This window comes from Superficieibacter sp. BNK-5 (assembly GCF_047456055.1).
Classification (GTDB): Bacteria; Pseudomonadota; Gammaproteobacteria; order Enterobacterales; family Enterobacteriaceae; genus Superficieibacter.
This window is the reverse complement of the sequence record NZ_CP179893.1, coordinates 854,221-867,598: the sequence shown is the minus strand read 5'-3', so window position 1 is coordinate 867,598 and position 13,378 is coordinate 854,221. Positions and strand designations below refer to the sequence as shown.

Genomic DNA, 13,378 nt, shown 5'->3' with positions numbered 1-13,378 from the left:
CCCGCTGGTCGCCCCGTGTTCCACGGACGGTTTGTCATCAACCTCATTAATGCGCTTTACCCTGCTCAATACCAATGCCGGTCTGAGAACGGATAAACTGCGCGCGAAACTGGTCGCGCTCCAGTTTGCCGGTCGCCGTGTTATCGGTCGCGGAGAAGACCCAGATGCCGATAAAGGCCACGGCGATAGAGAAGAGGGCCGGATATTCATACGGGAAGATGGCCGTTGTGTGACCGAGGATCTGTACCCAAATGGTGGGGCCAAGGATCATCAGGATCACGGCGGTCAATAAACCCAGCCAGCCACCAATCATCGCCCCACGCGTAGTGAGTTTCGACCAGTACATCGAGAGCAGAATGATCGGGAAGTTACAACTGGCGGCAATGGAGAACGCCAGTCCCACCATAAAGGCGATATTCTGGTTCTCAAACAGGATCCCCAGCAGGATCGCCACCACGCCCAGTACCAGCACAGTAATTTTCGATACTCTGAGTTCATCGCGTTCTGATGCACCTTTGCGGAACACGTTAGCGTACAGATCGTGTGATACCGCCGATGCGCCTGCCAGCGTCAGCCCGGCTACTACCGCCAGAATGGTCGCGAAGGCCACTGCTGAGATGAAGCCAAGGAACAGGTTGCCACCCACCGCATTCGCCAGATGCACCGCCGCCATGTTATTGCCGCCAATCAGGGTGCCCGCCGCATCTTTAAAGGCCGGATTTGCGCCCACCAGCATGATCGCGCCGAAGCCAATAATAAAGGTCAGAATGTAGAAATAACCCATAAAGCCGGTGGCGTAGAACACGCTTTTCCGCGCCTCTTTGGCATCGCTCACCGTAAAGAAACGCATCAGGATATGCGGCAGACCCGCTGTGCCGAACATCAGCCCCAGCCCCAGCGACAGCGCGGAAACCGGATCTTTTACCAGCCCGCCCGGACTCATGATAGCTGCACCTTTCGGGTGTACCGCCATCGCTTCAGAGAACAGGTTACTGAAGCTGAAGCCGACATGTTTCATCACCATAAAGGCCATAAAACTGGCACCGAACAGCAGCAGCACCGCTTTAATGATTTGTACCCAGGTGGTTGCCAGCATGCCGCCGAACAGCACGTACATCACCATCAGTACACCGACCAGTACCACCGCAATGTGGTAGTTAAGGCCGAATAATAGCTCGATTAACTTCCCTGCGCCGACCATCTGCGCGATCAGATAAAGCGCTACCACCACCAGCGAACCGCAGGCGGAAAGAATACGGATAGGGCCTTGCTTCAGGCGATAAGAGGCGACATCTGCAAAGGTAAAGCGCCCGAGATTACGCAACCGTTCGGCAATCAGAAACAGGATAATCGGCCAGCCGACCAGGAAGCCGAGCGAGTAGATCAGGCCGTCATAACCGGAGGTGTAAACCAGTGCGGAGATGCCGAGAAATGAGGCCGCCGACATAAAGTCGCCGGCAATCGCCAGCCCGTTCTGGAAGCCGGTGATGTTACCGCCCGCGGTATAATAGTCGTTACGCGAGCGCACCCGCTTTGAGGCCCAGTACGTAATATAAAGCGTAAAGGCGACAAAAATCAGGAACATGATTATCGCCTGCCAGTTTGTTGGCTGGCGCTCTACCGCACCAGTAATCGCGTCGGCAGCATTAGCGGCAAAAGGAAGCGTGGCGGCGAGCGCGGTCAGGATCCTCTTCATGATACGTTTACCTCGCGGATGACGGCATTATTCAAACGATCGAATTCACTGTTGGCGCGCCAGACATACACGCCGGTCAGTACGAATGAAATGACAATGACGCCGATCCCGATGGGAATGCCGCGCGTCACGCTGGTGCCGGCATGCAACGGCGTGCCCAGCCAGCCGGGGGCAAAGGCGATAAGTAAAATAAAGCCGACGTAAATAACCAGCATAATCAGCGAGAGAATAATGGCGAAACGCTGCCGTTTTTCGATCAACTCCCTGAAATGCGCACTGCTTTCTATCCGCTGATAAATGGTGTCATTCATCACAGAGTCTCCAGAGGTAGGGTAGGTTTTGTTTTAATAACCCTCTCCCGTATCGGGAGAGGGGAGAGGTCTGATTAAGACGGCATCGCCAGGTTCTGCTTCTCTTCGAGCAGTTTTTCCACTACGCCAGGATCGGCCAGCGTTGAGGTATCACCCAGGTTGCTGGTATCACCGGCGGCGATTTTGCGCAGAATACGACGCATGATTTTGCCGGAGCGCGTTTTCGGCAGCGAATCGGTCCAGTGCAGCACATCCGGTGTCGCCAGCGGGCCGATCTCCTTACGCACCCAGTTGCGCACCTCGGTGTACAGCTCCGCTGACGGTTCTTCGCCGTGATTGAGGGTGACATAGGCGTAGATTGCCTGACCTTTAATATTATGGGGAATGCCGACCACCGCCGCTTCGGCGATTTTCGGATGCGAGACCAGCGCGGATTCGATCTCTGCGGTGCCCAGGCGGTGCCCTGAGACATTCAGCACATCATCCACGCGCCCGGTGATCCAGAAGTAACCGTCTTCATCGCGACGCGCGCCGTCACCGCTGAAATAACAGTTTTTAAAGGTCGAGAAGTAGGTTTGTTCGAAACGTTCGTGGTCGCCAAACAGCGTGCGCGCCTGACCAGGCCAGGAGTCGACGATCACCAGGTTGCCTTCGGTTGCCCCTTCCTGCGGATTGCCTTCATTATCGACCAGCGCAGGCTGGACGCCAAAGAACGGCCGGGTAGCGGAACCGGCTTTCAGTTCAATTGCACCCGGCAGCGGCGTGATCATGAAACCGCCCGTTTCGGTCTGCCACCAGGTATCCATCACCGGACATTTTTCATTGCCGATCTTTTTCCAGTACCACTCCCAGGCTTCCGGGTTAATCGGCTCGCCGACGGACCCCAGAATACGCAGCGAAGAGCGATCGGTGCCTTCGGTCGCTTTATCCCCTTCCGCCATTAATGCCCGGATAGCGGTAGGCGCGGTATAAAGGATATTGACCTGATGCTTGTCAACGACCTGAGACATGCGCGCCGGGGTCGGCCAGTTTGGCACACCTTCAAACATCAGCGTAGTGGCACCGCAGGCCAGCGGGCCGTAGAGCAAATAGCTGTGCCCGGTGACCCAGCCGACATCGGCGGTGCACCAGTAAACCTCACCAGGATGGTAGTCGAACACGTATTTAAAGGTGGTAGCAGCATAAACCAGATAGCCCCCGGTGGTGTGCAGCACCCCTTTCGGCTTACCGGTGGAACCGGAGGTATACAGAATGAATAGCGGATCTTCTGCATTCATCTCTTCTGGCTGATGCTCTGCGCTGGCGTTTTCAACTACATCACTCCACCACAAATCGCGCCCTTCCTGCCAGTCGATTTTGCCACCGGTACGCTTAAGCACAATGACGTGCTCAACGCTTTTTACGTTCGGATTTTTCAGCGCGTCATCGACATTTTTCTTCAGCGGGATGCTGCGTCCGGCGCGCACGCCTTCATCGGCAGTAATGACCAGACGCGAACTGGAGTCGATAATGCGTCCGGCAACGGCTTCGGGTGAAAAACCACCAAAAATAACAGAGTGCACCGCGCCGATACGGGCGCAGGCCAACATGGCTACTGCGGCTTCTGGCACCATCGGCATATAGATAGCCACAACATCGCCTTTTTTTATTCCCAAATCGACCAAAGTATTGGCAAAGCGGCAAACGTCTTTATGCAGTTCACGATAAGTAATGTGCTTGCTCTGGCTGGCATCATCGCCTTCCCAGATGATTGCGGTTTGATCGCCGCGCGTCTGTAAATGACGATCGAGGCAGTTGGACGCCAGATTTAGCGTGCCGTCCTCGTACCATTTAATTGAAATATTGCCAGGCGAAAAAGAGGTATTCTTTACCTTTTGATAAGGCGTGATCCAGTCGAGGATTTTGCCTTGCTCACCCCAGAAAGCATCAGGATCGGTAATAGATTGCTGGTATTTCTCTTTGTACTGCTCCGGGTTTATCAGGCAGTTTTCCGCAATATTTGCGGGAATGGCGTGTTTATGGATTTGGCTCATGGCTTTTTTTCTCCTTGTAAGATGTTAATGATATGTCACATAAACGTTAATTACAGGAGGGGGGATAAGCTTTGTTTATTTTTTGGGCGGCAGATCACGCATTAAATGTAGTGTTTGAAAAAACAGCAAACGGATCTTTGAAGGTTAATAGTTTATAGAGGGAATTATTAAAAACCCAGTAATAGATTATTTATTTATAACAAAAGGTTATAGAACGTAACAGCCCATAAACTGACTTAACATCTGCATTCTGCTCCAACCAGGCTACAGGGAAAGGGTTGCGCAGCATAGGCAGCAAGTGGTACTGATGTTACGCGCTAAAAATCCTAAAAAAGGACGCGACACAATTTCACACCGTTCACCCGGCCTCATTCACATTTTGCATGAGGCGGCTCGTTAAGGAAGTTCGTTATTATGAAAATTTTTAAACTCAGCCTGGCATGGCAGATTTTGCTGGCCCTTGTGCTGGGCATCCTGCTGGGGAGCTATTTGCATTACCATAGCGATAGCCGCGAATGGCTCATTGTTAACCTGCTCTCACCGGCCGGTGATATCTTTATTCACCTCATCAAAATGATAGTCGTCCCTATTGTTATTTCCACTTTAATTGTGGGGATTGCGGGCGTGGGCGATGCAAAACAGCTTGGCCGTATCGGCGCAAAGACGATTCTCTATTTCGAAGCGATCACCACAATCGCCATCGTTATTGGTATTACGCTGGCGAACGTGTTTCAGCCGGGCGCGGGTATTGATATGGCGCAACTGGCCACGGTGGATATTTCAAAATACCAGAGCACGACGGCGGAAGTACAAAGTCATGCGCATGGTTTGATGGGGACAATCCTGTCACTGGTGTCGACCAATATTATCGCCTCGATGGCGAAGGGCGATATGCTGGCGATTATCTTCTTCTCGGTGTTGTTTGGTCTGGGGCTTTCTTCGCTGCCTGCCACGCACCGCGAGCCGCTGGTCACCGTATTTCGCTCGATTTCAGAAACCATGTTTAAAGTGACCCATATGGTGATGCGTTATGCGCCGGTCGGGGTATTCGCGCTCATTTCGGTGACGGTGGCTAACTTTGGTTTCGCCTCGCTGTGGCCGCTGGCGAAGCTGGTGATCCTGGTGCATTTTGCCATTATCTTTTTTGCGCTGGTGGTGCTCGGCGCAGTCGCCAGGGTGTGTAAGCTCAGTATCTGGACGCTGATCCGCATTCTGAAAGACGAGCTGATCCTGGCTTATTCGACCGCCAGTTCCGAGAGCGTTCTGCCGCGCATTATTGAGAAGATGGAAGCCTACGGTGCGCCAGCGTCTATTACCAGCTTCGTGGTGCCGACCGGCTACTCCTTTAACCTCGACGGCTCAACGCTTTACCAGAGCATCGCGGCAATCTTTATTGCTCAGCTTTACGGTATCGATCTCTCCCTCGGCCAGGAAATTATCCTCGTGCTGACGCTGATGGTCACGTCGAAGGGCATTGCTGGCGTGCCGGGCGTTTCTTTTGTGGTGCTGTTAGCCACGCTTGGCAGCGTCGGTATTCCACTGGAAGGACTGGCCTTTATTGCCGGTGTGGACCGTATTCTCGATATGGCGCGTACCGCGCTTAACGTGGTAGGTAACGCGCTGGCCGTGCTGGTTATCGCCAAGTGGGAACATCAATTTGACCGTAAAAAAGCGCTGGCCTACGAGCGCGAGATGCTGGGCAAATTTGATAAGACTGCCGATCAATAATTAAGGGGTGCATTAAGACCTCTGCTCCAGACAAGCACAGGCGGGTTTTCCCGCCTGTTGAGTTTAACCAGCCGTACAGGCTAATTTCGCCGCCACCTCCTGATGCTCGCTCTTTATTGTTAACTCGCATAATCTTCCGCGATTAATAAAGGTAAAGATCACTATGGTCAGACAAACCACGAATAACATGGCTAACACATATCGCAATGGCGTCATGCCTTTTACTCCTTGCAAACCTAAGGGTAAGAGGCTAATCTCAACTTGTTGGGAGTTGAGGGATAGCCTCGGGTTAATGGAAACATTGCCCGGGGCTTTCTGCTTTCTGTCCCTCAATCATGCTTAAGACAGAAAGCCTTAAGCACCCGCGAAGTATGATATTCTTTTTAATCAGGAATTAAAGAAAAAGCGCAATGTAATTTACGCGGTGAAAATATACATTATTTTCTGAATCAGGTTCACAAATATATTATATATAGGGTGAATACTTTCTGTGGGACTTAATAGAAATAAAAATAGAACGGGTGCATTAAGACCTCTGCTCCAGACAAGAACAGGCGGGTTTCCCCGCCTGCTGAGTTAACCAGCCGTACAGGCCAGCTTCGCCGCCACCTCCTGATGTTTACTCTTTATCGTTAACTCGCAAAGCCTGCCGCGATTAATAAAGGTAAAGATCACTATGGTCAGACAAACCACAACGAAAATGGCTAACACATATTTCAATGGCGTCATGCCTTTTACTCCTTGCAAACCTAAGGGTAAGAGGCTAATCTCAACTTGTTTGGGGTTGAGGGATAGCCTCGGGTTAATGGAAACATTGCCCGGGGCTTTCTGCTTTCTGTCCCTCAATCATGCTTAAGACAGAAAGCCTTAAGCACCCGCGAAGTATCATATTCTTTTTAATCAGAAATTAAAGAAAAAGCGTAATGTAATTTCTGTAATACAATTACATTTAACCGTAATGATGCTCGCAAAAATAAATTATCAATAAATACTGTAAATAAAAAAGCGGCGAATATTATCGCCGCTTTTATTATTACTACTCGTAAGCCGAAACGTTAGCCCATTGCGCTCTCGCGCAGGCTGGCTTTCAGTTTGTTATACTCATCAATCACATACTGCTCGGCAGCCTGCTGATCGGCAATCCGCTCAACGTTAACCGCGCAGTATTTGTACTCCGGCGTTTTGGTAATCGGGCTGAGGTTTTCAGTGACCAGCTCGTTACAGGCACCAATCCACCACTGGTAGGTCATGTAAATCGCCCCTTTGTTCGGACGATCGCTGACCTGCGCACGAGTGATGATCCGACCCTTACGCGAGTTAACCCACACCAGCGCTTCATCCTCAATGCCCAGACGCGCCGCGTCGGCAGTGTTGATTTGCGCATAGCCCGGTTCATCTGCCAGCGCGGCCAGTGCAGCACAGTTGCCGGTCATTGAACGACAGGAGTAGTGGCCGACTTCACGCACGGTGGAGAGCACCATCGGGTACTCGTCGGTGAGTTTGTCGATCGGCGCAACCCAGTCGCAGGTGAAGAACTGCGCCAGACCGTTCGGAGTGTCGAACTTCTCTTTAAAGAGATAAGACGTTCCCTGGTCGGTATCCGACGTGTCGCGGCACGGCCACTGGATATAGCCCAGTTCGCCCATCTTCTCGTAGGTCGCCCCGTAGAAATCCGGGCACAGGTTGCGCAACTCATCCCAGATCTCCTGGGTGTTGTTGTAGTGCATCGGATAGCCCATGCGGGTGGCGATTTCACTGATGATCTGCCAGTCGGTTTTCAGATCCCACTTCGGCTCAACGGCTTTAAAGAAGCGCTGGAAGCCACGGTCAGCGGCAGAGAAAACGCCTTCATGCTCGCCCCATGACGTAGACGGTAAAATAACGTCTGCGGCAGCGGCGGTTTTAGTCATGAAGATATCCTGCACGATGACCAGTTCCAGATCTTCGAAGCCCTTACGCACGGCGGACAGTTCCGCATCGGTCTGGAGGGGATCTTCACCCATGATATACGCCGCGCGTACTTCACCATGCGCCGCCCTGTGCGGCAGCTCGCTGATGCGATAGCCGGTATGTGCGGGTAGACTTTCTACGCCCCATGCTTTAGCGAATTTTTCGCGATTTTCCGGGAATTTAACGTACTGATAGCCCGGATAGGTATCCGGCAGTGCGCCCATGTCGCACGCGCCCTGAACGTTGTTCTGACCGCGAACCGGGTTAACGCCCACGCTCGGCTTGCCAAGGTTACCGGTCAGCATTGCGAGACTGGTCAGGGAACGCACGGTTTCCACGCCCTGATAGAACTGGGTTACTCCCATGCCCCACAGGATCGCCGCGCTTTTCGCGCCGGCATACATCCGTGCCGCCTGACGAATGTCGTGCGCGCTCACGCCGGTGATATCCTCAACGGATTCCGGAGTATAGCCTTCGACAATCTTGCGATACTCTTCAAAACCTTCGGTACGATTGGCGATAAACGCCTGGTCATACAGGTTTTCTTCAATAATGACATGACCCATGGCGTTGAGCAGCGCGATATTCGAGCCGTTTTTCAATGCGATGTGCATGTCAGCAATGCGCGCGGTTTCAATTTTGCGCGGATCGCAGACGATGATTTTTGCCCCGTTGCGTTTAGCGTTAATCACATGATTCGCCACGATGGGGTGAGAGTCTGCCGGGTTGTACCCAAAGACGAACACTAAGTCCGTGTTATCAATTTCATTGATGGCATTACTCATTGCGCCGTTACCGACCGACTGGTGCAGACCTGCAACCGATGGGCCGTGTCAGACGCGTGCGCAGCAGTCGACGTTGTTAGTACCAATCGCCGCGCGCGCAAATTTTTGCATTACATAGTTGGTTTCATTACCGGTACCGCGAGAGGAGCCAGTGGTCTGGATTGCGTCCGGACCGTATTTCGCTTTGATGGCGCTCAGTTTGTCTGCAACATAATTCAGCGCTTCATCCCAGGACACGGATTCCAGCTTGCCGCCACGCTGGCGACGGATCATAGGGGTTTTCAGGCGCGGGGTCAGGATCTGGGTATCGTTGATAAAATCCCAGCCGTAATAGCCTTTCAGACACAGAGTACCCTGGTTGGTTTTCCCCTGCGCCGCCTCCGCCCTGACGATTTTGCCGTTATCGACCACCAGATTGATTTTGCAACCTGATGCGCAATACGGGCAAACCGTGACGACTTTTTTCATCGGTCATGCTCCAGTTAATCAAATCGCGTCTACGCGCTTGTCGTCCCCATTATGCATCTTTTATGCCATATTTTTATTGGGGGTATTCACCGATATTACGCCTGGAATTTGGTCAGAATGCTGACGAAAAACAGGATGTCGTCATATTTGACGTGTCGAAAAGCTGACCGTGTGACAGAAGGCATACCAAAATCGCTGCGCAGACTGACAAAACGTCAGTCTGCTACAAACATGCACCGGGGAGAGGGCGGAAGAGCCTCAGGCCATTACCCGAGCGCGGCGGCGGGTTGTGCTAAATAGCGGCTACGGGCCAGCGTTGCGGCTCCCAGCGCACCATTGAAAGCGGAGGATGAAGCCGTAATGAAGCGCACCGCCTGATACGGCAGCGGTCGGCGAAGATGGGCGCCAGTCAGCGCGATCAGCGTCTCACGCGGAAAAGCGGGCATATCCATAACACCGCCGCCAAGGATCACCGCATCCGGATCGAACAGGTTGATGCTGGTGGCGATAGCGCGGGCGGCATGCTGCAGGAGGTGCTGAACAAACGGCTCTTCAGCGGCGTGGATAAACAACTCGCCGAGTTCGTAACCGCGCGGTTGCTGTAAGTACCAGCGTTGCAGCGCCACGCCGGAACATACGGTTTCGAGACAGCCGGAATTGCCACATCCGCAGCGTAGTGTCATATCACCCTGCGGAATATGCCCCAGTTCCCCCGCGACGCCGTGCGCGCCGGTCCATGGCGCGCCGTTCAGCCAGATAGCGAATCCCATGCCGGTCCCTAAGTACGCTGCCAGCACCTGTTGATCCTGGAGGGCATTTTCCTGCACGTCGAATGACAACTGAAGATTCACATCGCGGGTAAACGTCACCGGACAACCCAGATCCTGCTCCAGCCGGTCGGCGAGACCTCGCAGTTCATCCATCTTCAGCGGCAGGTTGGGCGTGGAAATAATCGTGCGCCCGTCTTTACCGACCAGCGCAGGAAACCCCATCACCAGGCCATGACAGCGGGCAGAAAAGGCCTGTAGCTGAGCCTGAATCAGCGAGACGATCCCTGGCTGAACGCCAGCGGCAATCACTTCCGCCGTGCGGCGTTTCTCGCAGTGCAGTACCGTGCCTTCCTCATTTTGCAGGCAAAACCGGATATGGGTTGCTCCCATGTCCACACCTGCGACAACGCTATGCTCTTCTCGCATGAGGGAGAACCTCGTTTTTCGCCGCCAGAATATGTTCGACCATTACTGCCCAGGCATCATTAATTTGTTCAGCGTGATTAAACAGCCCTGACGTGCCGACGATAAATACGTCGGCACCCGCTGCCATCAGCTGCTGATAAGTGCCCTGATTACAGGAGCCGTCGACCTCAATCTCATAATTCAGACCTTCGCGCTCACGCCAGGCTTTCAGCTCGCTAATTTTCGCCAGCATTTCCGGGATAAATGGTTGACCAGCAAAGCCAGGATCGACCGTCATTACGGTGATCTTATCGGCCTTATGAATGTAGTATTTCATGGCCTCCACTGGCGTTTCCGGGTTAAGGATCAGGCCAACCTTCATATTGTGGCGGCGGATCTCTTCGATCAAACGGAACGCCTGACCGTTGATGGTCTCCGGATGCAGGGTAATAAAATCCGCGCCGGCGCGCGCCAGCTGGCCGATATAATCCTGCGGGCGGGTCACCATCAGATGACAATCCAGCGGTTTGCTGGCGAGCTTTTTCACCTGGCTGACGAAAAACGGCGAGAGCGTCAGGTTGGGGACAAAGTGACCGTCCATAATATCAATATGGAAGTAGTCCGCGTGCTGGTCGATAAATTCAATCTGCTCCTGAAACTTCAGCAGATCCATACACATCAGAGAGGGGGAAATTTTCATCATTAACTCCTGGATACGACGCGTTTATTTGCTAATCAGTCTGTCGAGAGCAACAGCGGCAATGATCAGCCCGCCCATCACCACCAACTGATAATAAGTTTGTACTTGCAGGATATTCAGCCCGTTGTTGATGGTGCCGATAATCAGCCCACCAATCACCACCGAGAAGATGCGGCCCTTGCCGCCGAAGAAACTGGTGCCACCAATAATGGCGCTGGCGATGGCATAAGTTTCAAAACCCATCCCCGCCAGCGGTTCCGCAGCGCCCAGCCTTGCAGTGGAGACCACCCCCGCCAGCCCTGCGCAGACGCCGGAGATAATGAACACCACCAGAATATGAAACTTCACATCAATGCCGGAGTAGAACGCCGAGTTTTTATTGCCGCCGAGGGCGTAAATATTGCGTCCCAGCCGCATACGGGTGGTGAGGAACCACAAAATAAGCGCCACGATCAGCGAGAAAATGACCGGTACCGGTATGCCGATTACGCTGGCGGCAAAGAAGTTAACGAAATCAAATGAGAAACCGTACACCGAGTTGGCGTCGGAGATCACCAGCGTCACACCGCGGAAAATCGCGTTAGTGCCGAGGGTGATAATAAACGGGTGCAGCCCGGTCCAGTTCACCAGACAACCGTTAATCGCCCCCAATGCGCCCCCGACCAGCACGCCGCCGATCAGCGCCGCGAGGAACGGATCGACGCCAGCGAGCATCAGTTTGGCCGTCACCATGCCGGAAAGTGCCAGAATCGCGCCAACCGAGAGGTCGATGCCTGCGACCAGAATGGCGAAAAACTCTCCCATCCCAATTAAGACGGTCACTGAGCTTTGCACGAAAATTTGCGTAATATTGTTCGCGGTCAGAAAGTATTCCGACGACAGCGTGCCGAAAATCGCCACGATAATCGCGAGGATGAAAAAGGTGCCGTACTTATCCCAGAACAGCGCGAAGTTAAACGGCTTTTTGCCGTCCACGTCGCCTTTTACTCTTGTGGTAATGCCCATGCCATAATCTCCTCTTCGCTCATATCATCGCGATTGGTCAGGATTTGCGTCAGTCGCCCTTCACAGAACACCGCGATGCGGTCGCAAACGGCGATGATTTCAGGAAGTTCAGATGACACCATCAGGATGACTTTTCCCTCGTCAGCCAGTTGCCGCATCACTTTGTAAATTTCTGCTTTCGCGCCGACGTCAATACCGCGCGTCGGCTCATCAAAAATAAGGACTTCCGGATTGCAGTTGAGCCATTTGGAAATCAGCACCTTTTGCTGATTGCCGCCGGAGAGTTCGGTAATGTTCTGATCGACAGAATGGCATTTCAGCGCCAGCAGGTTGCGCTGCGCCTCGGCGGTTTTATGCTCATCAGCCTCGCGAAACAGGCCCATCGCGCCTTTATAACCGCCGTTCTTCAGGCTGCGGCTAATCGCCATGTTCTGCGCAATAGAGAAGTTGGGGAAAAAGCCGTTATCGCGCCGGCTTTCGGTGATATAGCCCATCCCTTTTTTCAACGCGTCGAGCGGAGAGCGGGGAGAAATGGTCTGTCCGTTCAGGCGAATTTCGCCGCTGCTGCGTTTATCCACGCCGAATAAGCAGTCCATCAGTTCGGTACGCCCGGAACCGACCAGCCCGGCAAAGCCGAGGATCTCGCCGCGGTTAACGCTAAAGGAGATATCGCGCACCTTTTTCTTATCCCGACTGGTAACGTTTTTTACCTCAAAAACGGTATCGCGCTCGACGTTGCCGGTATTTTCTTTCATCACGTTAAAACGGTTTTGCAGTTCGCGACCGACCATCAGGCGCACGATATCGTCATTGGTGACGTCGCTGACTCTGCCGCTGCACACGCTGCTGCCGTCTTTCATCACCGTGTAGCGATCGCAGATACGGCGGATTTCCGCGAGCTTATGCGAGATATAAACAATTGCCGTGCCTTCTTTACGCAACTGGTTCATGATCAAAAAGAGATAATCCACTTCTTTATTAGTGAGTGATGACGTCGGCTCATCCATAATGATGACTTTTGCGTCCAGCATTAACGTTTTGGCAATTTCCAGCATCTGCTTATGGCTGATGGATAAATTTGCCACTTTTTCATCAAGATCCACTTTCAGGCCAATACGCAATAACATCATTGCCGCGCGTAAACGCATCTCTTTCCAGTCAATAACATTAATGCCGCAGATTTTCTTCGTCAGATGGCGGCCGATATAAAGATTCTCCAGCACCGTTAATTCATCAATGACGCTGAGTTCCTGATAAATGATGCCGATGCCAAGCTGAGCCGCCAGTTTATGATCGAGCTTGTCGTAATTGACGTTATTAATCGTAATGATGCCTTTGGTCGGGTCGTGTATTCCCGACAGGACTTTCATTAATGTCGATTTACCCGCACCATTTTCACCTAATAGTGCATGGATCTCATGAGTATAGATCGTTAAATCAACCGATTTTAAGGCGTGAACCGGACCAAAAGATTTGCCGATCCCCGCCATGGAAATATATGGCGTGACCATAAGTCGCCTCTACACA

11 protein-coding genes are annotated in these 13,378 nt (G+C 52.7%); 1 reads left to right on the top strand and 10 read right to left on the bottom strand.

The window, feature by feature from the left end; all coding sequences use genetic code 11:
• Window positions 1-46 precede the first annotated feature (46 nt).
• From actP to acs, 3 genes are all read right to left on the bottom strand, one after another.
• Complete coding sequence (gene actP, locus ACMGGS_RS04180) at window positions 47-1,696, bottom strand: cation/acetate symporter ActP (RefSeq protein ID WP_414165155.1); 1,650 nt, start codon at window positions 1,694-1,696, stop codon at window positions 47-49.
• A complete protein-coding gene (locus ACMGGS_RS04175) occupies window positions 1,693-2,007 on the bottom strand; it encodes a DUF485 domain-containing protein (protein ID WP_176920872.1) in 315 nt (104 codons plus the stop codon). The genes actP and ACMGGS_RS04175 overlap by 4 nt, the downstream gene beginning before the upstream one ends.
• Window positions 2,008-2,081: 74 nt before the next feature.
• Window positions 2,082-4,040, bottom strand: a complete 1,959-nt coding sequence (acs, locus tag ACMGGS_RS04170; RefSeq protein ID WP_414165154.1) for an acetate--CoA ligase — start codon at window positions 4,038-4,040, stop codon at window positions 2,082-2,084.
• A 414-nt stretch (window positions 4,041-4,454) separates the two neighbouring features.
• Here acs and gltP point away from each other — a divergent pair, with 414 nt between their 5' ends.
• Window positions 4,455-5,768 carry a glutamate/aspartate:proton symporter GltP gene (gltP, locus tag ACMGGS_RS04165; protein ID WP_414165153.1) on the top strand — a complete coding sequence of 438 codons (1,314 nt, stop codon included), beginning with the start codon at window positions 4,455-4,457 and terminating at the stop codon, window positions 5,766-5,768.
• A gap of 63 nt (window positions 5,769-5,831) precedes the next feature.
• Here the strand turns inward: gltP and ACMGGS_RS04160 are convergent, their stop codons facing one another.
• The 7 genes from ACMGGS_RS04160 to alsA all read right to left on the bottom strand — a co-directional run bounded on the left by ACMGGS_RS04160 (window position 5,832) and on the right by alsA (window position 13,362).
• On the bottom strand, window positions 5,832-5,984 hold the full coding sequence (locus ACMGGS_RS04160; protein WP_176920869.1) for a Hok/Gef family protein: 153 nt from the start codon (window positions 5,982-5,984) through the stop codon (window positions 5,832-5,834).
• Between the two features lie 360 nt (window positions 5,985-6,344).
• Entirely contained in the window at window positions 6,345-6,497 is a 153-nt protein-coding gene (locus ACMGGS_RS04155) for a Hok/Gef family protein (protein ID WP_414165152.1), read from the bottom strand.
• 326 nt (window positions 6,498-6,823) lie between these two features.
• Complete coding sequence (fdhF, locus tag ACMGGS_RS04150) at window positions 6,824-8,971, bottom strand: formate dehydrogenase subunit alpha (protein WP_414165151.1); 2,148 nt, start codon at window positions 8,969-8,971, stop codon at window positions 6,824-6,826.
• Between the two features lie 266 nt (window positions 8,972-9,237).
• Complete coding sequence (gene alsK / locus ACMGGS_RS04145; RefSeq protein WP_414165150.1) at window positions 9,238-10,167, bottom strand: allose kinase; 930 nt, start codon at window positions 10,165-10,167, stop codon at window positions 9,238-9,240.
• Entirely contained in the window at window positions 10,151-10,846 is a 696-nt protein-coding gene (gene alsE, locus ACMGGS_RS04140; RefSeq protein ID WP_414166192.1) for a D-allulose 6-phosphate 3-epimerase, read from the bottom strand. Before alsE ends, alsK begins: the two co-directional genes overlap by 17 nt.
• Window positions 10,847-10,870: 24 nt before the next feature.
• On the bottom strand, window positions 10,871-11,851 hold the full coding sequence (gene alsC, locus ACMGGS_RS04135; RefSeq protein ID WP_414165149.1) for a D-allose ABC transporter permease: 981 nt from the start codon (window positions 11,849-11,851) through the stop codon (window positions 10,871-10,873).
• Entirely contained in the window at window positions 11,830-13,362 is a 1,533-nt protein-coding gene (gene alsA / locus ACMGGS_RS04130; protein ID WP_414165148.1) for a D-allose ABC transporter ATP-binding protein AlsA, read from the bottom strand. Before alsA ends, alsC begins: the two co-directional genes overlap by 22 nt.
• Window positions 13,363-13,378 lie beyond the last annotated feature (16 nt).

What these genes read in the sequence shown, in the direction of transcription:
- alsK (WP_414165150.1), bottom strand. Translation starts at nt 10,167, where the DNA reads ATGCGAGAAGAGCATAGCGTTGTCGCAGGTGTGGACATGGGAGCAACC.
- ACMGGS_RS04160 (WP_176920869.1), bottom strand. Translation starts at nt 5,984, where the DNA reads ATGACGCCATTGCGATATGTGTTAGCCATGTTATTCGTGGTTTGTCTG.
- alsE (WP_414166192.1), bottom strand. Translation starts at nt 10,846, where the DNA reads ATGAAAATTTCCCCCTCTCTGATGTGTATGGATCTGCTGAAGTTTCAG.
- ACMGGS_RS04155 (WP_414165152.1), bottom strand. Translation starts at nt 6,497, where the DNA reads ATGACGCCATTGAAATATGTGTTAGCCATTTTCGTTGTGGTTTGTCTG.
- alsA (WP_414165148.1), bottom strand. Translation starts at nt 13,362, where the DNA reads ATGGTCACGCCATATATTTCCATGGCGGGGATCGGCAAATCTTTTGGT.
- actP (WP_414165155.1), bottom strand. Translation starts at nt 1,696, where the DNA reads ATGAAGAGGATCCTGACCGCGCTCGCCGCCACGCTTCCTTTTGCCGCT.
- ACMGGS_RS04175 (WP_176920872.1), bottom strand. Translation starts at nt 2,007, where the DNA reads ATGAATGACACCATTTATCAGCGGATAGAAAGCAGTGCGCATTTCAGG.
- acs (WP_414165154.1), bottom strand. Translation starts at nt 4,040, where the DNA reads ATGAGCCAAATCCATAAACACGCCATTCCCGCAAATATTGCGGAAAAC.
- alsC (WP_414165149.1), bottom strand. Translation starts at nt 11,851, where the DNA reads ATGGGCATTACCACAAGAGTAAAAGGCGACGTGGACGGCAAAAAGCCG.
- gltP (WP_414165153.1), top strand. Translation starts at nt 4,455, where the DNA reads ATGAAAATTTTTAAACTCAGCCTGGCATGGCAGATTTTGCTGGCCCTT.